22 protein-coding genes are annotated in these 19,880 nt (G+C 39.9%); 15 read left to right on the forward strand and 7 right to left on the reverse strand.

Going from position 1 to position 19,880, the window contains the following annotated elements:
- The first annotated feature begins 15 nt into the window (after positions 1-15).
- The 11 genes from B7E06_RS06910 to B7E06_RS06960 all read left to right on the forward strand — a co-directional run bounded on the left by B7E06_RS06910 (position 16) and on the right by B7E06_RS06960 (position 10,268).
- Complete coding sequence (locus B7E06_RS06910; protein ID WP_082233282.1) at positions 16-1,053, forward strand: LacI family DNA-binding transcriptional regulator; 1,038 nt, start codon at positions 16-18, stop codon at positions 1,051-1,053.
- 27 nt (positions 1,054-1,080) lie between these two features.
- Positions 1,081-1,800: a ThuA domain-containing protein gene (locus B7E06_RS06915; RefSeq protein ID WP_082233283.1), complete on the forward strand. Its 720-nt coding sequence runs from the start codon at positions 1,081-1,083 to the stop codon at positions 1,798-1,800.
- 33 nt (positions 1,801-1,833) lie between these two features.
- Positions 1,834-2,865 carry a Gfo/Idh/MocA family protein gene (locus B7E06_RS06920; protein ID WP_082233284.1) on the forward strand — a complete coding sequence of 344 codons (1,032 nt, stop codon included), beginning with the start codon at positions 1,834-1,836 and terminating at the stop codon, positions 2,863-2,865.
- Between the two features lie 4 nt (positions 2,866-2,869).
- A complete protein-coding gene (locus B7E06_RS06925) occupies positions 2,870-3,910 on the forward strand; it encodes a Gfo/Idh/MocA family protein (RefSeq protein ID WP_082233285.1) in 1,041 nt (346 codons plus the stop codon).
- A gap of 19 nt (positions 3,911-3,929) precedes the next feature.
- Positions 3,930-4,898, forward strand: coding sequence for a sugar phosphate isomerase/epimerase family protein (locus tag B7E06_RS06930; RefSeq protein WP_082233286.1), 969 nt, complete (start codon positions 3,930-3,932; stop codon positions 4,896-4,898).
- Positions 4,899-4,921: 23 nt separating this feature from the next.
- A complete protein-coding gene (locus B7E06_RS06935; protein ID WP_245807692.1) occupies positions 4,922-5,602 on the forward strand; it encodes a YesL family protein in 681 nt (226 codons plus the stop codon).
- Between the two features lie 134 nt (positions 5,603-5,736).
- Positions 5,737-6,498 carry a putative hydro-lyase gene (locus B7E06_RS06940; protein ID WP_082233288.1) on the forward strand — a complete coding sequence of 254 codons (762 nt, stop codon included), beginning with the start codon at positions 5,737-5,739 and terminating at the stop codon, positions 6,496-6,498.
- A gap of 433 nt (positions 6,499-6,931) precedes the next feature.
- Positions 6,932-7,726 (forward strand): glutamine ABC transporter substrate-binding protein, encoded by a 795-nt coding sequence (locus B7E06_RS06945; protein ID WP_082233289.1) that lies wholly within the window; start codon positions 6,932-6,934, stop codon positions 7,724-7,726.
- A gap of 99 nt (positions 7,727-7,825) precedes the next feature.
- Positions 7,826-8,482 (forward strand): amino acid ABC transporter permease, encoded by a 657-nt coding sequence (locus B7E06_RS06950; protein ID WP_082233290.1) that lies wholly within the window; start codon positions 7,826-7,828, stop codon positions 8,480-8,482.
- On the forward strand, positions 8,482-9,204 hold the full coding sequence (locus tag B7E06_RS06955; protein ID WP_082233291.1) for an amino acid ABC transporter ATP-binding protein: 723 nt from the start codon (positions 8,482-8,484) through the stop codon (positions 9,202-9,204). The genes B7E06_RS06950 and B7E06_RS06955 overlap by 1 nt, the downstream gene beginning before the upstream one ends.
- 134 nt (positions 9,205-9,338) lie before the next feature.
- Positions 9,339-10,268, forward strand: coding sequence for an LCP family glycopolymer transferase (locus tag B7E06_RS06960; protein ID WP_082233292.1), 930 nt, complete (start codon positions 9,339-9,341; stop codon positions 10,266-10,268).
- Between the two features lie 206 nt (positions 10,269-10,474).
- Here B7E06_RS06960 and B7E06_RS06965 read toward each other — a convergent pair whose 3' ends face one another.
- From B7E06_RS06965 to pxpB, 4 genes are all read right to left on the reverse strand, one after another.
- Positions 10,475-11,617 (reverse strand): NRAMP family divalent metal transporter, encoded by a 1,143-nt coding sequence (locus tag B7E06_RS06965; protein ID WP_082235935.1) that lies wholly within the window; start codon positions 11,615-11,617, stop codon positions 10,475-10,477.
- A 65-nt stretch (positions 11,618-11,682) separates the two neighbouring features.
- Positions 11,683-12,453, reverse strand: a complete 771-nt coding sequence (locus B7E06_RS06970) for a LamB/YcsF family protein (protein ID WP_082233293.1) — start codon at positions 12,451-12,453, stop codon at positions 11,683-11,685.
- Positions 12,450-13,445: a 5-oxoprolinase subunit C family protein gene (locus tag B7E06_RS06975; RefSeq protein ID WP_082233294.1), complete on the reverse strand. Its 996-nt coding sequence runs from the start codon at positions 13,443-13,445 to the stop codon at positions 12,450-12,452. Before B7E06_RS06975 ends, B7E06_RS06970 begins: the two co-directional genes overlap by 4 nt.
- Positions 13,442-14,143, reverse strand: coding sequence for a 5-oxoprolinase subunit PxpB (gene pxpB, locus B7E06_RS06980; RefSeq protein ID WP_082233295.1), 702 nt, complete (start codon positions 14,141-14,143; stop codon positions 13,442-13,444). The genes B7E06_RS06975 and pxpB overlap by 4 nt, the downstream gene beginning before the upstream one ends.
- Positions 14,144-14,313: 170 nt before the next feature.
- Between pxpB and B7E06_RS06985 the strand changes: the two genes are divergently transcribed.
- A complete protein-coding gene (locus B7E06_RS06985) occupies positions 14,314-15,246 on the forward strand; it encodes an LCP family glycopolymer transferase (protein ID WP_082233296.1) in 933 nt (310 codons plus the stop codon).
- A 70-nt stretch (positions 15,247-15,316) separates the two neighbouring features.
- Positions 15,317-16,186 carry an NAD(P)-dependent oxidoreductase gene (locus tag B7E06_RS06990; protein WP_082233297.1) on the forward strand — a complete coding sequence of 290 codons (870 nt, stop codon included), beginning with the start codon at positions 15,317-15,319 and terminating at the stop codon, positions 16,184-16,186.
- A gap of 209 nt (positions 16,187-16,395) precedes the next feature.
- Here the strand turns inward: B7E06_RS06990 and B7E06_RS06995 are convergent, their stop codons facing one another.
- Entirely contained in the window at positions 16,396-16,833 is a 438-nt protein-coding gene (locus B7E06_RS06995) for a YkvA family protein (protein WP_082233298.1), read from the reverse strand.
- Positions 16,834-16,930: 97 nt separating this feature from the next.
- Here B7E06_RS06995 and B7E06_RS07000 point away from each other — a divergent pair, with 97 nt between their 5' ends.
- Positions 16,931-17,968, forward strand: a complete 1,038-nt coding sequence (locus B7E06_RS07000; protein WP_082233299.1) for a YecA family protein — start codon at positions 16,931-16,933, stop codon at positions 17,966-17,968.
- Between the two features lie 39 nt (positions 17,969-18,007).
- On the opposite strand, the gene B7E06_RS07005 is transcribed toward B7E06_RS07000, so the two are convergent.
- Positions 18,008-18,259, reverse strand: coding sequence for a GlsB/YeaQ/YmgE family stress response membrane protein (locus B7E06_RS07005; protein WP_082233300.1), 252 nt, complete (start codon positions 18,257-18,259; stop codon positions 18,008-18,010).
- A gap of 313 nt (positions 18,260-18,572) precedes the next feature.
- Between B7E06_RS07005 and B7E06_RS07010 the strand changes: the two genes are divergently transcribed.
- A complete protein-coding gene (locus tag B7E06_RS07010) occupies positions 18,573-18,725 on the forward strand; it encodes an aspartyl-phosphate phosphatase Spo0E family protein (RefSeq protein ID WP_082233301.1) in 153 nt (50 codons plus the stop codon).
- 98 nt (positions 18,726-18,823) lie between these two features.
- Here B7E06_RS07010 and B7E06_RS07015 read toward each other — a convergent pair whose 3' ends face one another.
- The gene (locus B7E06_RS07015; protein ID WP_082233302.1) at positions 18,824-19,765 is read right to left on the reverse strand and encodes an LCP family glycopolymer transferase; all 942 of its coding nucleotides are present in this window, start codon (positions 19,763-19,765) and stop codon (positions 18,824-18,826) included.
- Positions 19,766-19,880 lie beyond the last annotated feature (115 nt).

Here is a 19,880-nt window from a genome sequence, read left to right on the forward strand (position 1 = left end):
AGGGGTGGATGAAAATTGTCAGTCACTATAAAAGATGTTGCCAGACAAGCAAATGTGGCTCCATCCACTGTCTCCAGGGTAATATCTGATAGTCCAAGGATCAGTGAAGACACCAAGAGAAGAGTACGCAAGGTTATGGAAGAAATGGGCTACCATTTAAACATTAATGGCCGTGTTCTTGTTCGTCAGTCGACACAGACGATTGGTATTGTAATGAAAGATTCGGCAACTCATTCATTTGAGAATCCGTTCTTTTCAGAAATTTTAAAGGGGATAAGTGGTTCATGCCATGCAAAGGATTACAGCATTAATTTAACTACAGGTGAATCACAAGAGGCTATCTTCCAGGACGTTGTTAAAATGGTACAGGGTAAACGAGTAGATGGAATTATCGTTCTTTATTCACGTGAAGATGATCCAGTTGTTCCTTATTTAATGGAACGCGACTTTCCTTTTGTTGTTGTGGGAAAACCACTTTTTGGAGCTAATAAGCATATGTATGTAGACAATGACAATGTGGAGGCCAGTCGCGAAGCTGCGAATCACCTTATTAATCTGGGACATAGACGTCTTGGGTTCATAGGCGGCGACCTTAAGTTTGAGGTCGCAAAGGATCGGTTAAATGGTTTTAAACAGGCTGCCTATGAGAATGGAATAAAGGAAGAAGAGTTATATATTTTGAGCACCGAATTAAATAATCCAGTGACTACAGGCAAGAAAATTGTAAGCAAGTTAATGGAACTGTCCCATAGGCCGACAGCCTTGCTGGTAACAGACGATTATAATGGACTTACTGTTATTTCTGCTTTCCAGGAACATAACATTAAAGTGCCTGAAGATGTCAGTGTTATTGGATTTAATAACACGATGATTGCAAAATTGGCCTATCCCCCTTTAACTACTGTGGATACCAATCCGTATCAACTGGGATTTCAGGCATCGAATAGTTTGATAGATGTTCTAAATGACCCTTCTGCTTTAAAAAGGGGAGTCATCATTCCAACGACAATTGTCGAAAGGGATTCCTGCAAATCTGTTGAAATAGTGCAGTAAGAAACGAATATAAAAGGAGCGAAACTAATGAACATTACAGTATGGAACGAATTCAGACATGAAAAAGAAGATCAGGTGGTTGCAGATATTTATCCAGAAGGCATCCATGGCGCTATTGCCGGCTTTCTTGAAGAAGATGACCACATCGTACGCACAGCTACACTTGATGAAGAAGAGCATGGATTAACAGAGGAAGTGTTAGATAACACCGATGTTCTCGTATGGTGGGGGCATAAAGCCCACGATGAAGTGAAAGAAGAAATTGCTGAGAAAGTTAAACAGCGTGTGCTGGATGGAATGGGTCTTGTCGTTCTTCACTCCGGTCACTTTTCAAAAGTATTTAAGAAGTTAATGGGAACAACGTGTGATTTGAAGTGGAGAGAAGCCGATGATAAAGAGCGCATCTGGGTAGTAGATCCGACTCATCCAATTGCGGAAGGTCTCGGAGAATACATTGATATTGAAAAAGAAGAAATGTATGGAGAGCATTTTGATATCCCAACTCCGGACGAGCTCGTATTTGTCAGCTGGTTTGAAGGCGGCGAAGTATTTAGAAGCGGAGCAACCTTTAAGCGAGGCCGTGGAAAGGTTTTCTATTTCCGCCCTGGACATGAAACTTACCCGACTTATTACCATGAAGATGTTCAAAAAGTAATCCAGAATGGTGTGAAATGGGCGTATAACGGAGGCACACCTAAAAATGTATATGGAAATGCCCAGCCTTTAGAAAAGATTACAGAAAAATAAGCAGTTTTATATTTTAAAAGGAGGAACCAGATAATGACACAATTAAAAGTAGCAGTAATCGGTTGCGGAAGCATTGCACAAAATCGTCACCTTCTGGAGTATGAAGCGAATGATAATGTAGATATCACAGCTGTCTGCGATATAGTAGAAGAGCGTGCAATGGTAACGGCAGAAGCATTTGGCGCCCATTCTTATACAGACTATAAAGATCTTTTTAATAAAGAAGAGGTGGACCTTGTAAGTGTCTGTCTCCCTAACAATTTACACGCACCTGTTTCCATTGCTGCATTAAACGCCGGTGCACATGTTCTTTGTGAAAAGCCAATGGCGACTTCACGTCAGGAAGCAGAAGAAATGATAGAAGCAGCAGAGCGTAATAATAAAAAGTTGATGATTGGTCACAACCAGCGTTTTGTTCCTTCCCATCAGAAGGCCAAGCAGCTTATTGAAGCAGGAGAAATCGGGAAAGTGTACAGTTTCCGTACAACGTTTGGTCATGGCGGACCGGAAGGCTGGAGTGCAGACGGAATGGAGAGCTGGTTCTTTAAGAAGGATGAGGCTTTTATCGGGGCAATGGGTGACCTTGGTGTACATAAATCAGATTTGCTTCGCTATATTCTTGGAGAAGAATTTACTGAGGCCGCAGGATTTGTTGAAAATAATGCTAAGCAGAATATTACGGTTGATGATAATGCAGTATGTATCCTGCGCACAGAAAGCGGAGTAGTTGGGACGCTTACAGCAAGCTGGGCTTACAATGCAGGCGAAGATAATTCAACGGTTATATATGGAGAAAAAGGGATTCTGCGCATGGAAGATGATCCTGCGTATTCACTAATTGCCCAGTATTCCACTGGTGAAACTGTTAAATATGAGCTTGGACAGATTCAATCCAACGATGCCGGCGGACAGACGAGTACAGGGGTTATCGATCACTTTGTAGAATCAGTGCTTGAAGACAAGCAGCCGCTGATTGACGGTCAAGAAGGAATGCGTTCCTTAGAGGTAATAATTGCTGCCCTTGAATCCAGTGAATCAGGTAAAATTACGAAAGTAGAGAAGTGATACTATGAGTAAGTTGAAAATGGGAGTGATTGGTGTAGGCGGGATAGCCCTGGATCGGCATATCCCTGCTTATGCCGGAATGATAGATACAGTCGAATTAACTGCTCTCCAGGATATTAACAAGGAAAGAGCAGAAGAAGCTGCCAAAAACTATGACATTCCCTATGTATTTGAAGACTATTACGATCTATTTAAAAAAGTAGACGCAGTGACAATTTGTACACCGAATAAGTTTCATTCTGAAATCGCAATAGCTGCCCTGGAAGCAGGTGTGCACGTATTAGTAGAAAAGCCCATGGCTATTACATCAGCAGAGTGTGAAGCAATGATTGCAGCCGCTGAAAAAAATGACCGCTTGCTTTCCATTGCCTATCACTATCGTTACACTCCTGAAGCTAAACTGGCAAAAGAAGCGATAAATAATGGAGAAATCGGCGATCCGCTTGTGACAAGAGTTCAGGCCATGCGCCGTCGTAAAGTTCCTGGCTGGGGGGTTTTCACGAATAAAGACCTTCAAGGCGGAGGCAGTTTAATTGATTTTGGCTGTCACCTGCTTGACTTGGCATTATGGCTGCTTGATGACCCTCAGCCTGTAGAAGTTATTGGAAGAACTTATGATAACTTAAGCAAAACCCCTGGCCAGGTCAACGACTGGGGGGCATTTGACCATGAAACCTTTAATGTTGATGACCATGTAACAAGCTATATTACTTTTGATAATGGCATGTCCCTCCAATTTGAATGTTCCTGGGCGGCCAATATAAAAGAGGATTTTACCGCTCTGAGCATATCCGGAGTAAACGGCGGCCTTGATGTTTATCCCTTCCAACTCTATCAGACAAGGTATGGAACGGTTTGGAACAGTCAGCCTAACTTAAAAGAAGACAAATTAAGCCCAGGATTTTACCAGGCGAAAAATTTCGTAGACAGTTGTCTCGGAAATGACGAGTTAATCGTTAAGCCGGAACAGGCTCAAAAGGTTACAGCATTAATGGAAGCTATTTATAAAAGCAGTGAAACCAGTTCGAGTGTAAAGCTAACTTAATTAAGGAGGTAAGAGACTTATGAAATTAGGAGTATTTACTGTACTTTTTTCTGATCTGTCTTTTGAAGAGATGCTAGATAAAGCTAAAGAATCAGGCCTGAAGGCTGTGGAAATCGGCACTGGCGGTTATCCAGGTGCCGCTCATTGTAAAATAGATGAGCTTTTAGAAAGTGAAGCAAAGCGTCAAGAGTATCTGGAGAAGGTTAACAGTCGAGGCCTTACAATTAGTGCGTTCAGCTGTCATGGTAACCCGATTTCACCTGATGAGAAATTTTCAAAAGAGTCTCACGATGCGTTGGTTAAGTCAATTAAATTAGCTGGCTTAATGAATGTTCCGGTTGTTAATACATTCTCAGGTACACCTGCTGGTTCTGAAAATGATACGACTCCTAACTGGCCGGTAACTCCATGGCCGGCAGAGTACTCTGATATTCTTACTTGGCAGTGGGAAGAAAAACTGATTCCTTATTGGAAAGAGGTTGGCAAGCTGGCAGAAGAGAATGATGTTAAAATAGGACTGGAGCTGCACGCAGGTTTTCTTGTTCATACTCCATATACTATGCTTAAGCTACGGGAAGCCACTAGTCCGGCAGTCGGTGCTAATCTCGATCCCAGCCATTTATGGTGGCAGGGTATCGATCCGGTAGCAGCGATTAAGATTCTTGGAAGAGAAGGTGCCATCCACCACTTCCACGCAAAAGATACGTACATTGATCAAGAAAATGTTAACATGTACGGATTGACAGATATGCAGCCTTATGGTGAAGTACAAACCCGGGCATGGAGCTTTAGATCTGTTGGATATGGTCATGGGATTCAAGAATGGTCCAATATAGTCAGTGCACTGAGAACATTTGGTTACGATCATGTCATCAGTATTGAGCATGAAGATCCAATTATGTCTATTAGTGAAGGTTTCAGCCAGGCAGTGAAAAACTTAAGAGCCGTAATGATTGAAGAACAGCCTGCTGAAATGTGGTGGGCATAAGGGAATAAGAAGGAGAGATGGAGATGGCTAAAGGGTTAATAGGTGGATTATTTGGTGTAAGTGAATGGATCATGAAATTTTCACTGGGAAATCTACAATGGACTCTGTTCAACCTGCCTATAGGCCTTCTTCTTCTCAGCTTATTATCCCTTGAAAGCAGCGGTCTTGCTTTTTATATTCTGCTTCCGCTCGGTTTATTGACACCTTTCATATTCTTTCCAGCCACAGCAGCTCTTTTTGCTAAAGCAAGGGAATGGGTGAAAAAAGACGAAGAATTAAACCGAGAGCAGTCTTATTTCAGCTATTATAAAGAAAACTATTTAAAGAGCATGATAGGAGGAGTTATTTTCTTAATCCTCTGGAGTGTCCTGATTGCGGACGTTTATTACTTTTCAACGAGGAATTCTGTTCTAATGAATGTTTTCCTCATTATGGGGATTCTGTTATATGTATGGACGATTAATTTCCTTTGTGTTCTTGTCCAATATGATATGAAACTTATTAAAGTTATGAAACAATCTTTTGTTATTACAATAGGAAGTCCAATACTATTTGCTGCCATTGTAATCTGCAGTGGGATCATCCTGCTCATAAGTTTGTACGTATTTCCACTGATCATTCCGATCTTTACAGGTTCAATCATTGCTTTTTTATCGTTTTCGGCCTTTTATAGAGTATATTTAAAAGCCGCTGCTGAAAAATAGAAACAACCCGGTTTGCTGTTGATCCTTAAGTTTGAGTAAAACCTGACTTAATGGCACAGTACTTCCGGGTTATTTTTATAATCTGTAAAATTTAAATCTGCTATAGTATAAGAAAAGGTTTAGGGGGAAGTTATATGTTGAAACCGATAGACCAGCGCAGGCGTTTTCGTGATCAGTTGGAAACAGGGACAACTTCCGGGATGTGCGATAACTACTTGCAGGCAAATTTAATCACTCTGCCAAAGGAGTATGCGTTTGACTTTCTTTTATTCTGCCAGCGAAACCCGAAGCCCTGCCCGATTATTGACGTTCTGGAGCCGGGGGAATATCAGCCGCGCGTAGCCGAGGCCGATATTAGAACAGATTTGCCTAAATATAGAATATACAAAAATGGGAAGCTTTCCGAAGAAGTATATGATATTAAAAAGTACTGGAGAGAGGATTTTGTAACTTTCCTGATCGGGTGCAGTTTTACATTTGAGAAAGCATTACTTGATGAGGGAATCAGGCTTCTTCACCAGGAACAGCAGCGTGTTGTCCCTATGTACAAAACGAACATTCCTTGCGAAAGTGCCGGGTGTTTTGAGGGGAATATGGTAGTGAGTATGCGGGCGCTTACACCTGAAGAGGCTGACCGTGCAGTAGATATTACTAATAATTTTCAAACTTCTCATGGGGGACCTGTGCATATAGGGAAACCTGAAGAAATTGGAATAAAGGATCTGGACAAACCTGACTATGGACAAAGTGTAGATTTTAATAAAGAGGAACGAATTCCAGTATTTTGGGCCTGCGGTGTTACACCGCAAAATGTATGTCTACAGGCCAAACCTGAGATTGTGATTTCACATGCTCCCGGTCATATGCTGATTACAGATCAGCTGGAGGAACAGTAAAAGAATCCTATATAAAACGCTGGAATAAAAATATCTCATCATTTATGAAATGTAGAAAGCCGATCCATGATAGGATCGGCTATTTTTATTTTTATATGAGAATTACGCCGATTCATACTTTCCGTAAATAAATAATTACTCCCTCCTCTTTTGAATACAAGCCATCCGCCGTCAACTCTTACCTTATACAAGGAGTTATGTGTAGGAAAAATATCATAGTTAATTGTTAATGATAAATAATCTAATTATCACTATAAAGGAAGAATATGAGCGTATTATAAAGGATAATAGAGAATTAATGAGTTAATTATATATTAACTTGAAATATAATGAAAAAATAAGGAACTATGACTTCATATGCAATTATTCAGAATATTTACATGATTAACAATTTTTGAGATAATAATAATTGACTACAAAAGGGGGAGACAAAATGAGAAAACTAAAATTAAGCGGGCTTTTAATAGGTCTGCTGCTTTCTATCATACTGGTAGGATGCGGTACATCTGAGTCTGAAGGTTCTGAGGGAGAAGGCGGGGAAACTTACACAGTAGCTACCGATAATAACTTCGTACCTTTTGAATTTCTGGATGAAGAAACAGGAGAAATGACAGGTTTCGATATGGATCTGATTCGTGCAATTGCTGAAGAAGCAGGCTTTGAAGTAAAGATCGAATCTATGAAATTTGATGGCGTGGTTACTGGTATGCAGACTGCCAAATATGATATCGGTATTGCCGGAATGACAATTACAGATGAGCGTGCCGAGACAATTGATTTCTCTGAACCCTATTACGATGCAGGTTTAATGCTTGCCGTTCAGGAAAGTAATACAGAGATAAAATCAGAAGATGATTTAGCTGGAAAGAAAGTGGCAACTCGTTCAGGTACTACAAGTGAAACTTACTTAAAAGATAACCACCCGGATGCTGAAGTTGTAACTTTCCCGGGAATTGTTGAAGCTTATATGGATCTGCAGGATGGACGTGTTGATGCAGTTATGTATGACGTGCCTAACGTCCAGTACTATGTGGCTAACGATTCAGAAGGCTTAAAAACAGTGGGAGATGTCCTGCAAGGTGAACAGTACGGAATTGCATTCCCTAAAGATTCCGAGCTAGTGGAAGATGTAAACGAAGCACTTCAAACACTTATTGATAATGGAACATATGACGATATCTATGAAGAGTGGTTTGGAGAGCGTAAATACGGCACTGAAGCTGATTAAAAATCACATGGGGCGTAGCAGGTCTATGGCTTGCTGCGTTTTTTTAAATCCACTACTAAACATACTATATAGTGAAGACATTAAGGGGAGTTATTACTAATGGACGCTTTCATGGAGAGTCACTACGCACGCGTAATGCCCTTTTTGCTAGAGGGGCTTGTTTATACACTTTTAATTACAGGGGTAGGTTTATTTTTTGGTTTTATTTTAGGGGCAATTTTTGGAATGGCCCGACTTTCTAAAAACAAACTAATCTACGGGATTGCATCCATTTATGTTGAGGTTTTAAGAGGAACCCCAATCCTTGCACAAATTTTATTCATTTATTTTGGTCTACCGGACTTATTAGGATTTAATATTGATAAAATTACGGCTTCTATTATCGCTATTGCAGTTAATGCAGGAGCCTATATTGCAGAAATTGTTCGTGGGGCCGTTTACTCAATCGACAAAGGTCAGACAGAGGCCGGCCGTTCGATCGGTTTAACGAAAGTACAGACGATGCGTTATATCATTTGGCCGCAGGCTTTTAAACGAATGATCCCGCCACTAGGGAATCAATTTGTTATTAGCTTAAAAGATACATCTTTATTCTCCGTTATCGCGGTTGGGGAACTCCTTTATATGGGGCAGCAGTATTATGGACTGACATTTGCAGCGTTTGAAGCGCTGACGATGGTATGTCTTATGTATTTGGCGATTACAGTACCCGCCTCCGTTTATTTAAGACGGGTTGAAAGGAGACTTGATGTCTAATGATTAGTGTAAGAGATTTGCATAAGTCCTTTGGAGATGTAAAAGTCCTTAAAGGCATCAACTTGGAAGTTAAGCCTCAGGAAGTTGTATGTGTGATCGGCCCATCCGGTTCAGGAAAAAGCACGCTGTTGAGGTGTCTGAATTTATTAGAGGAAGTAACGAGTGGAGAGGTGCTCATAGAAGGAGATAATCTTACTGATAAAAATGTGAATATTAATAAAGTAAGAACTCGTGTAGGGATGGTTTTTCAGCATTTTAATCTTTTTCCACATATGACCGTTATGGATAACATTACGATAGGGCCAAAAAAAATTAAGGGGAAAAATAAAAAAGAAGCTGAAGCTGAAGCTGAACCTATATTAGAAAAAGTCGGACTTAGTGACAAAGCGAATGTTTATCCTGACAGCTTATCAGGCGGACAGAAACAAAGGGTGGCTATTGCTCGATCACTAGCTATGAACCCTAAAATTATGCTTTTCGATGAGCCCACATCCGCATTAGATCCTGAATTAGTCGGAGATGTGTTAGCTGTTATGAAGGAACTGGCCAAAGAAGGGATGACAATGGTAGTCGTTACTCATGAAATGGGTTTTGCCCGTGAAGTGGGTGACCGGGTAATCTTTATGGATGAAGGGATCATTATGGAAGAAAACGTGCCGGAGAAAATCTTTGGTGACCCAGACAACCCTCGAACGAGAGAATTCTTAAGTAAAGTTCTGTAAATTGCAAAAGCCGCTATCTAACAAATAGCGGCTTTTATATTTTGTCATATTATGTCTGGGAAATGGGATATTAGATAGGAATTCTTTTTAAACTATTCTATAATGAAAATACATATAATGAAGGGGTTGTACGAATGAAAACAAGAAAAGATATACATAAGCGAAAGAGAAGAAAGTGGGTCTGGATCACTTTAAGTATCATTTTATTAATTGGAGTAGGTGTTGCCGCTTACGCTTACTCTATTTATTATAATGTAAAATCTACGGTTGATAATGATATCCATGAAACAGTTACTGGAATTGACCATGAAGCAACAAAGAAAAAGATAGAGGCTGAAGAGCCCCTGAATATATTACTTCTTGGTGTGGATGAACGGGAAGGAGATAGAGGACGTTCGGACACAATGATTGTTATGACACTTGATCCTGCGAACGAGAAAATGCAGATGATTAGCATCCCGCGTGATACAAGAACACAGATTGTCGGCAAAGGAATCGATGACAAAATTAATCATGCTTATGCTTTTGGCGGAAGTGAAATGAGCGTAAATACTGTAGAAAACTTCCTTGATATTGAATTGGACTATTATTTACGGATGAATATGGAAGGGCTTGGCCAGCTCGTTGATGCTGTCGGCGGTATATCCGTTCAAAATGAGTTCGCCTTTGAATATAGTGGAAAGAACTTTCCAAAAGGAGAGATTAGTCTTAACGGTGAAGAAGCCTTAGCCTGGGTGCGTATGAGATATGATGACCCTCAAGGGGACGCCGGTCGAAATGAGAGACAGAGGCAGGTAATACAGGGAATCATTGATAAGGGTGCTAATATGAATGCGGTCGGCAAAATTAATGAAGTAATGGATGTCCTTGGAAATAACGTAGCTACTAATATGAAATTTGCAGATATGAGAAATCTAGCTACAAACTATAGAGGAGCAAGAAGAGATATTTCTACTTATCAAATGACTGGAGAGGGAACACGCATTGATGATATCTATTATTTGCAGATCCCTCAGTCAGAGGTTGATAAAACTCATGAAATGATAACAGATGTAACCTCATAAATTTATTTCCCAGGGAATATGTCGATTTACAGCAAGAAAGCCCGCTATCTATGTAGTGGGCTTAACAGCAGGTTAATAGAACTGGTGAATGGTTTAAGCTTCCTTGCATGCAGGATTCATTTAGCTAATCGGTTACTTTTTTCACCCTGCTCCTTAAAACAATATTTACAAGCAAAAAGGTCACTGATAATTCAGTGACCTTTTTATTATTCAAAGAGCTGAGGAATTCCATCAATTAGGGTATAAACGCCCATATAGGACATGGCGACGACAATAATTATTCCAAAAATCGTCATCCAAATCGGGTGTTTATAATCGCCAACAATTCTCGACTTATGTGCAGCTAACAGCATAACACCGAGCGCTATTGGAAGAATTAATCCATTCACTGAGCCCACTAATACTAATACATTTACAGGTTGTCCGATAAAAACAAATACAATAGTAGAAATTGTTATAAATCCGATCGTTAAATAACGATGATTTTTTTCTAAAACAGGACTAAAGGTACGAATAAAGGAAACGGAGGTGTATGCAGCTCCAACTACAGAAGAGACGGCTGCGGCCCACATAACGATACCGAACATCTTATAGCCAACATTTCCTGCGGCAAGCTGAAATACAGAAGCAGGTGGGTTATCAGGGTTAAGAGTGAGTCCTTGGGAAACGACGCCTAATACAGCCAGGAATAAGAAGATCCTCATAATGGAAGCCACCCCGATAGCATATACAGAACTGCGGGTAACTTCCGGGAGTGCACTTTTACCTTTTAAACCAGCTTCAATCAGTCTATGGCCGCCTGCAAAAGTAATATACCCGCCGACAGTTCCTCCTACTAAAGTAACGATGGCCATAAAATCAATTGTATCAGGGGCAAAGGATTTAGTGACCGCTTCACCCACAGGCGGCTGGGCTGTGAACATCACATAAATCGTTAATGCGATCATTAAGAAACCAAGGATTTGGGTGAAACGGTCCATGATGCGTCCAGCTTCTTTTACGGTGAAAATTCCTATAGCTAAAACACCGCTCAAGAGGGCCCCTGTCTTAGGGGATATTCCGAAGAGAACATTAGTACCTAATCCTGCACCAGCAATGTTTCCAATATTAAATGCTAAACCGCCGGCAACAACTAAAGCTGCAAGAAAATAACCTAAGCCGGGAAGGACGGCATTGGCTATATCCTGGGCTCTTTTTTCACTGACAGCAATAATCCGCCAAATATTCATTTGTGCACCTATATCAATGATAATCGACGCAAGAATAACAAAGCCAAAGCTGGCCAGCAAAGTTTCTGTGAACACAGTCGTTTGTGTCAGGAAGCCAGGGCCAATGGCAGATGTCGCCATTAAAAAAGCGGCTCCAATTAAAATACTGCGATTTGATGTTTTCAAAGTAATTTTCCACCTTTAACTTATAAAATATTGTGTATAGGGGTCTTGGTGATCCCGGCATCGGCAAGAGAAGAAGAAATATTATCCGCAAATTCTAATGCTGTTTGCCCATCTCCGTGGATACAGATGGTCTGAGCTTTAATAGTGATATCCTGTCCTTGTACAGTATGAACCTTATTTTCTTTAACCATACGGATGACTTGCTGAATGGCTTCCTGCGGGTCTGTAAGAAGAGCATTCTTTTCTTTTCGTGAAGTAAGTGATCCATCATGCTGGTATGTCCGATCGGAGAAAACCTCATTCGCTGTTTTCAGCCCGATATTTTCCCCGGCTTTTACGAGTTCGCTTCCCGAGAGGCCAAACAATATAAGTTCAGGATTGACATCGTATACGGCTTCTGCAATACCTTTCGAAAGCTCGAAATCTTTGGCAGCCATGTTGAATAGAGCTCCATGTGGTTTCACATGCTGCATTTTTCCGCCTTCTGTCTTTACAAACCCATAAAGAGCACCTATTTGATAAACGACAAGGTCGTAAGCTTCCTGTGGAGAGATTTGAATATTTCTGCGGCCGAATCCAGCCAGGTCCGGAAGGCCGGGATGAGCACCAATTCCCACCCCTTTTTCTATAGCCATCTTCACCGTCTTTTTCATTGTAGCCGGATCTCCTGCATGAAAGCCGCAGGCGATATTCGCAGATGTGATGAAATCCAGTATTTCTTCATCACGTCCTAAAGTATAAGCGCCAAAGCTTTCCCCCATATCACAATTGATATCTACTAAGTAACTCATTCTTTTTCCCCTCTCCTTTTATTTGAAATGGACCGTTTAAGCAATTCAATATCGTTTTCCTGTTTTATTAAAGCAAGCTGTGCTTCTTCCAACGTAATTTTCTTAAATGAAATTTGCTCTCCAGGTTTTACCTGGGTAATGGCAGGTAAGTCTACACTTGCAGCCTGCCCGATTTTTGGGTACCCTCCAGTAGTCTGTCTATCTGCCAGTAATATAATTGGATTACCGTCAGCAGGGACCTGAATGGAACCAAATGCCACAGCTTCAGATATAAGTTCTTTTTTTTCTTCTAAAGAAAGAGAAGGACCGTTTAACCGATATCCCATCCGATCGGACTGAGAGGAAACTTTGAAGGGCTCTGTAAATAAAGACTTCTGGCTTATTTCGTCGAACCAGTCGAACTGAGGCCCTTCTATAATTGAAACAACAGGACGAGGAGAATAATCTGGAATCATGCTTGAGGACACCATCCACTTGCTTTCAGTGAATCCCTTTCCTTCTACGAACTGCTTTTGCTCTTTAGAAAGTGAGGATTGAAACAAGATTTCATCTCCAGAACTCAAAGCCCGTCCTTTAAAACCGCCAAGTTCAGCCCGAAGGTAGGTTGACTGGCTTTCCATAACCTCTGGAATATCAAGCCCGCCAGCGATGGCCAGGTACGCCCGGCAGCCAGATCTAGGTTTACCGAACTTAAGAGTAGCACCTTTCTCAATATAAATAGGTTTCCACATTCGAATGTTTTTCCCATTTATTTGAGGGGATAAGTCGCCTCCGCATAAGGAAATAAGGGCGTCTTCTTCAAATTTTATTTCGGGTCCAAGTAAAGTTATCTCAATTGTTGCTGCCTTTTCTTCATTTCCTATAAGGATGTTTGCGATCCGATGGGCATAAGTGTCCATGCTTCCACTTGAAATTACTCCATACTTTTGGTAACCGGTCCGGCCCAAATCCTGAATGCTGGTTAACAATCCATCTTTAATTACCTTAATCATTGGAACCGGTCCTCCCAGCTTTTGTATTGATCACTATCTATTTGTTTAAACCGGATGCGATCGCCTGCTTTTAACAAACTGGGGGTTTCAGCTTCAGGGGTGAATAGCTTAACAGGCGTCCGGCCAATTAACTGCCAGCCTCCAGGTGTCTCAATTGGATAAACTCCCGTCTGATTTCCGGCAATCCCGACAGTAAGTGCAGGAATCTTGAGTCTTGGTGACTCTCTCCGAGGTGCTGCGATTTTTTCAGACATTCCTCCTATAAAAGGAAAACCCGGGGCGAAGCCGATCATATAAACAATATAATCTCCCGATTGATGGATATCGATGACTTCTTCTTGCGTTAATCCATTGTGTTCGGCGACAAATTCCAAGTCGGGTCCATAATCACCGCCATAGCATACGGGAATTTCAATAGTTCGAGGTTCTTCCATTTCTGTTTCTTTTACAGTGGCAATAATCTCTGCCACAGAGGCTTTTGCTTGTTCATATGGAAAATATGAATTCCTGAAAGAGAAAGGGTTGTAAAAAATGGTGATCGTAGTAAATGCAGGAATATATTCAATCATCCATTCAGGCTTTTGCTCTTCGAGTGCTTGTGTAAGGTTAAGGATTTTCTTTTGAGCATCTTCGTTTATATGGTCACTTACATTGACCACCAAGGCCTGATCTCCCAATGGAGTTATTGTATAATCCAACTTTTCACCTCATTTTCATAAGATTTTAAAAATATACCCTGTATTATAGAGGATTCGCTTACAAGTGACAAATTGTGAGGTGAAAGTCCGACAACGTTTTTTGAATTACTTGACGATTTATGGTACAAAGAGGAGGTATTTGTTTTTGATTGTAAAAGGAGTGTAAATAGATGCAATCCAGAAAGGTGAAAAATCAAAGAAAACGTAAAAAGACGTGGCTTAAAATCGTTCTTGCTTTCTTTCTGCTGATCGCAGGCGGAAGTGCTGCCTACTTTTATTCAATCTATAATAATGTAAAAACTACAGTTAATGATAATATCCATGAAGATATAGAGGGTATTAATGCTGAGCAAACTAAAAAAAAGCTTAAAGAAGAGAAGTCGCTTAACATTTTACTGCTTGGCGTAGATGAACGAGAGAATGATACTGGTCGCGCTGATACGATGATTGTTTTGTCGCTTGACCCGGCAAATGATCGAATGCAGATGGTAAGTATTCCTAGAGACGCAAGGGCAGAAATTCCTGGTGAAGGAATAGATAAAATTAATCATTCGTATGCATATGGAGGAAGTGACAGATCTGTACAGACGGTTGAAAATTTCCTTGATATAGAGCTTGATTATTATGTGCGCATGAATATGGATGGTCTATCTCAAATGGTGGATGCTGTGGGCGGCATTGAAGTAGTCAATGATCAGTCCTTTTCCCAGGGGGGTCATGATTTCGAAAAAGGAAATTTACAGTTGAACGGTGAAGAAGCCCTGGCTTATGTAAGAATGCGAAAAAACGATCCTAAAGGTGATGCTGGCCGTAATGACCGCCAGCGTGATGTTATACAGGGAACCATTAATCAGGGGGCAAGTATGAATATGGCAAACAATATTGATAAAATGATGAAAGTTCTTGGAGATAATGCGGCGACAAATATGAAATTTGCAGATATGAAAAATCTAGTCACAAATTACCGTAATGCCCGTCATGAAATGAATATGTATCAAATGAAAGGTGAAGATACGTATATCAATAATATTTACTATATGAATATCCCGGAATCAGAAATTCAAAACACGAGAGAGAAAATTATTGAATATAGTAAAGGGTAATTAAAATGTCCGCTTATTAGCGGACATTTTTTATGTTATATTGTTGAAAAAGGGAGAGAGGTGGAAATATATGCAGGGTTTCAATAAGATTGGCTTTATTGGTACAGGTGTCATGGGAAAAAGTATGGCGATGAGGCTGCTGAAAGAAGGATATGACTTACATATTTTCACGAGGACAAAGGAAAAAGCAACAGATCTAATGGAGACAGGGGCAAGTTGGCATGATACTATCCCGGCGGTTGCAGCTAATTCTGATGTAATTATTACAATGGTTGGCTATCCAAGTGATGTAGAAGAAGTTTATTTAGGAGAGCATGGCTTACTAAATTATATCAATCCTCAGACGTTAGTGATAGATATGACAACTTCGTCTCCAGATCTGGCTTCAAGAATTGCAGAAAAAGCTAAAAGCAAACAGGCTGCAGCTATAGATGCTCCAGTTTCAGGTGGAGACATTGGAGCACGCAACGGTACACTGTCGATTATGGCGGGAGGGGAAGAGGAAGCTTTTCATAAAGCAGAGCCCCTTTTTGAAATAATGGGCAGTCAGGCTGTTCTACAGGGTCCAGCTGGTGCCGGACAATATACGAAAATGTGCAATCAGATTGCCATTGCATCAACAATGATAGGTGTAACAGAAGCCCTTGTATATGCAGAGAAAGCCGGCCTTGATCCCGATAAAGTTCTTAAGAGTATAAGTGGAGGAGCTGCTGGAAGCTGGTCTTTAAGCAACTTAACACCACGAGTTATAAAAAGAGATTTTTCCCCAGGATTCTTTGTTAAACATTTCATTAAAGATATGAAAATTGCGATCGAATCTGCAGAGAAGCTTGGCTTAGATCTACCAGGGCTGCAGCTTGCCAAAGATATGTATGAAAGAATTGCCGAAGACGGAGAAAATGAAAGCGGTACTCAAGCGCTTTATAAGTATTATCAATGAACGAAATATGCTTAAGGATTATCAAAAAAGCCGCTCTTTAAAAGAGCGGCTTTTTGGTGGAGAAAAACCTACACCCTGGGTAACAGAGGGAAGCAGGCGGGTAGAAACTACGGTTAGCTTCTTAACAAATCTGCTATGATTCTTAAATAAGAGCGGTAGTTTTTCAAATTTCCCATCATTCGCAAAAAAGACCGGCTTTATATCTAACTTTAAGATTCTCCTTGTTCATTGTCTTCAATTGTAGACGTTTCTTGTTCCATCAGCCATTCATTATACTCATTTAAGTCGGCTCTTACTTGTTTACGTACAAGATTCAGCACATATACATCATCTACTAAACCAAGAACAGGAATGAAATCAGGAATGGCATCCAATGGAACGACCAGATAAATGATACCTCCAAGGATCGCTGTAACTGCGCGTTTTGGAGCTTTATCGTAATTACCACGGATCCAATCTTTAAGCAATGCGAACATTAATTGTAAATCATGCCACACCTCAGCCAAGGGTCCCTCATTATCAAAGGCTTTATCAATTCCCTGCTTTAAAACAACTCTTGCTTTGTCAGGGTTGTTTAATAACTCTGATGCTTTCCCCTTAAATTTTTCAAAAAGTTGACGAGCTTTCTTCTTTTCTGTTGTCTGCATAGCAATTCCTCCTATTAAATAAAAAAACAGCGTTTTTTCTCTTTTCCTTTTAATAGTTTATACTAAACTATAATAGTATAGGAAAGGAGACTCAAATATGTCCAAAGTAGGTAGAAATGACCCCTGCCCATGTGGAAGTGGCAAGAAATACAAAAAATGCCATGGTAAATTAAACCTTATTGAATTCCCCGGCAGTAGAACAACTGAAGAACTCGACCAGTTTTTTCTACAGTTCCAGACATATATGAGGGAGAATTACCCGCATATGTTTCCAAGCAGTCAGCCTGTTTCAGAGGAAGAAGAAGTTCAATCCTTTATCAGCTTACTTTATAAAGGGTTAGCTGCTCCTCAAAAAGGCGGGGCCACCGTTTATCAGCGTTTCTTACGCAGGGTAGAAAGAAAAGTAACACGCCCTTCTGTGGAAGAGGCGTTAAGAGACTGGGAAGGTGCGAGACCGAGCATATTTAAGATGACTGGTGTTGAGCCAGAGAACGACATATTTGTCACTGACCTACTTAATGACAAGAATTATAAGGTTGATAGAAAACGAATTCCATTAAAAGATGAAGACTTACATTCAGCTCCTTATTATACCGGCATTCTGCTGCAATGGGGCGATTTTTATAGATTTTCTCCAATGGCAGTCCCAATAGAGACGTCTAAATATAAAATTTACCATAATAAACTTATGAAAGGATTCGAAGATCAAACGATTTATAAATCTCTCCCTGATTATTTTCATTATACATTTCTAGAGAAGCATCTGCCGTTATGGATTTACTCTGAAAGGGAACTTGTCAGGGAAAGCAGAACGGAAAATAAATCTCGTATTGAAACTGAAGTAATTGAATTACTGGATCAAAGGATAGATTCAAAGGTAACAGAGACCGATGCCTACCAAAATATTAAACGGCTATGGAGACAATTTTTTAGGAATGAGCAGCCTGCTGTCAGAAAGGTAGAAGTAATGGCCGCAGCCCTGGAATATTACTTCTATCATACAAACTCTTCCTCGGAAAGTCTTTCACAAAAAGAGATCTCTCATAAATATGGAATAAGCCCTAATAGCTTATCTAAATGGAATGCAAAATTAGAAGCTTTCTCTAATGAGAAAAACCATTATGTGACTAACTAAAAAAGCCAGCTCAAATTTTTACTTGAGCTGGCTTTTCTCTTATTTTTTTCTTGTACTTCTCATAATTAAACTTAAAATAAATACAAAAATGATGGCACCGATCAGTGCTGGAATAATAGCAATACCTGCTAAGGTAGGACCCATTGAACCTAAGAGTTCACCGCCGATCCACGCACCGACGATTCCTGCGATAATATTACCTATAATACCAAGTGGCATGTCTCTCCCAATTAACACTTGGGCCAGCCAGCCGATTAATCCTCCGACAATTAAATATAAGATAAATCCCACATGAAAACCTCCTTTCTGCTAAGTCTAATTCTCTTTTTCCCCTTTTCTTTTATTTTTGAAACATAAGTTCGTATTAATTATTTTTTAAAGGTGAAAAATATATTATAATAGAAATATACTGTTATCAAGAATTAGGATGATTGAAATAGTGTTGTAATGGGATATGTACCCTTTTTAAAGTATAGTAGTATCAGAAGATTTTTGAGGATGCCTTGAAAATTGCACATGTGGAAAGTGTTCGTTTAAATGAAAGAATTACCTCTGTTTCACTAAGCCGTTTTATGCGGTAGATCTCTTCCTAGGGGGTACAGACGTGGATAAAAACAGTGAATTAGAGAAGGAAATTGAACAAGTCAGGTTTAAAATGTATAAATGTTATTTAGAAAATCCAACAGATCCATGTGTGATTGATGTGTCTACACAATTAGACACGTTACTCAACAAACTCGACGAAGAGGGAAAGTAAGAATAAAAATAAAGACTAGAAACCATATGTTTATGGTTTCTAGTTTTTTATAGGGAAATATTCTAGTGTGGCTAGAAGTATTCTATAGAAGAATTTAATTAACGTTTCGTTTCTAAAGTAAAGTTATTGATCATATTACTCGTTTTCTTTATTTCTTCCTCAGACATCTCAATTAAATACATCCCAGAGCTTGTTTTGCTGCTTCCTGACATTTGATAATTGGTTATATGGTTCCTTGCATTGCGGTATTTAGTAGCTAGATTTCTTATATCCTCAAAGTCCATATTCGTATTCACATTATCTCCAAGTACTTTCATGACGTCACCGACTTGGTTAATCATATTGGGATTGGCTCCTTTTTCTATTATACCTTCAATGACTTGGCGCTGACGCTCATTTCTTCCTAAGTCTCCTTTAGGATCTTCTTTTCGCATACGAACATAGGATAAAGCATGGCTTCCAGAAAGTGTTGTCTGGCCCTCCGGGAAATGATAGCCATCTTGAGTGAAGGCCCGGTAATTACGGACGGTAATACCGTTGACAGAATCAACAAGTTGAGATAGCCCGTTCATGTTCACCTTAATAAAATAATCAAAATTTACATCTAAAAAATTCTCAACAGTATCTACTGCCATATTACTGCCCCCATAAGCATAAGCGTGATTAATACGCGTCGTTCTGCCATCTCCGATGATTTCCGCTTCCGTATCTCTAGGAATACTAAAAAGCTGCATTTGGTCGTTATTAGGGTCCAATGTCATAACGATCATAGTATCTGAGCGTCCTTTGTCATTTTCACGCTCATCGACACCCAGCAAAAGTATATTTACGGGCTCATCATTTTTTATTTTAGCCTTTGTAGCTGAGGCATCTATGGAGGTAATCTCTTCATAAATCTTATCGTTCACAGTATTTCTTACGTCATTTAATATCATAAAGGCAAATGCTCCGACAGTAAGTACGACAGCCCCTGTTATTATTAGAAAAACCTTTAAGAGGCGAACTCTTTTGGTTTTAGATTTTAATTTCTTATGACTCACACTCTTTCACCTCTGCCTAGGAAATAAGTTCTAATTTTCCCTATATTATACTTCCACTGGCTTAAAATGTAAAAGAATATTCTGTAAATTTTTTTGTAATAGAGCTTTATGATAA

Source organism: Halobacillus massiliensis (assembly GCF_900166625.1).
In the GTDB taxonomy this organism is placed as follows: Bacteria; Bacillota; Bacilli; order Bacillales; family Halobacillaceae; genus Halobacillus_A; species Halobacillus_A massiliensis.

What these genes read in the sequence shown, in the direction of transcription:
- B7E06_RS06925 (WP_082233285.1), top strand. Translation starts at nt 2,870, where the DNA reads ATGAGTAAGTTGAAAATGGGAGTGATTGGTGTAGGCGGGATAGCCCTG.
- B7E06_RS06915 (WP_082233283.1), top strand. Translation starts at nt 1,081, where the DNA reads ATGAACATTACAGTATGGAACGAATTCAGACATGAAAAAGAAGATCAG.
- B7E06_RS06965 (WP_082235935.1), bottom strand. Translation starts at nt 11,617, where the DNA reads ATGGCGACATCTGCCATTGGCCCTGGCTTCCTGACACAAACGACTGTG.
- B7E06_RS06975 (WP_082233294.1), bottom strand. Translation starts at nt 13,445, where the DNA reads ATGATTAAGGTAATTAAAGATGGATTGTTAACCAGCATTCAGGATTTG.
- B7E06_RS06960 (WP_082233292.1), top strand. Translation starts at nt 9,339, where the DNA reads ATGAAAACAAGAAAAGATATACATAAGCGAAAGAGAAGAAAGTGGGTC.
- B7E06_RS06930 (WP_082233286.1), top strand. Translation starts at nt 3,930, where the DNA reads ATGAAATTAGGAGTATTTACTGTACTTTTTTCTGATCTGTCTTTTGAA.
- B7E06_RS06995 (WP_082233298.1), bottom strand. Translation starts at nt 16,833, where the DNA reads ATGCAGACAACAGAAAAGAAGAAAGCTCGTCAACTTTTTGAAAAATTT.
- B7E06_RS06990 (WP_082233297.1), top strand. Translation starts at nt 15,317, where the DNA reads ATGCAGGGTTTCAATAAGATTGGCTTTATTGGTACAGGTGTCATGGGA.
- B7E06_RS06950 (WP_082233290.1), top strand. Translation starts at nt 7,826, where the DNA reads ATGGACGCTTTCATGGAGAGTCACTACGCACGCGTAATGCCCTTTTTG.
- B7E06_RS07000 (WP_082233299.1), top strand. Translation starts at nt 16,931, where the DNA reads ATGTCCAAAGTAGGTAGAAATGACCCCTGCCCATGTGGAAGTGGCAAG.
- B7E06_RS06920 (WP_082233284.1), top strand. Translation starts at nt 1,834, where the DNA reads ATGACACAATTAAAAGTAGCAGTAATCGGTTGCGGAAGCATTGCACAA.
- B7E06_RS06955 (WP_082233291.1), top strand. Translation starts at nt 8,482, where the DNA reads ATGATTAGTGTAAGAGATTTGCATAAGTCCTTTGGAGATGTAAAAGTC.
- B7E06_RS06985 (WP_082233296.1), top strand. Translation starts at nt 14,314, where the DNA reads ATGCAATCCAGAAAGGTGAAAAATCAAAGAAAACGTAAAAAGACGTGG.
- B7E06_RS06945 (WP_082233289.1), top strand. Translation starts at nt 6,932, where the DNA reads ATGAGAAAACTAAAATTAAGCGGGCTTTTAATAGGTCTGCTGCTTTCT.
- B7E06_RS06935 (WP_245807692.1), top strand. Translation starts at nt 4,922, where the DNA reads ATGGCTAAAGGGTTAATAGGTGGATTATTTGGTGTAAGTGAATGGATC.
- B7E06_RS06970 (WP_082233293.1), bottom strand. Translation starts at nt 12,453, where the DNA reads ATGAGTTACTTAGTAGATATCAATTGTGATATGGGGGAAAGCTTTGGC.
- B7E06_RS06940 (WP_082233288.1), top strand. Translation starts at nt 5,737, where the DNA reads ATGTTGAAACCGATAGACCAGCGCAGGCGTTTTCGTGATCAGTTGGAA.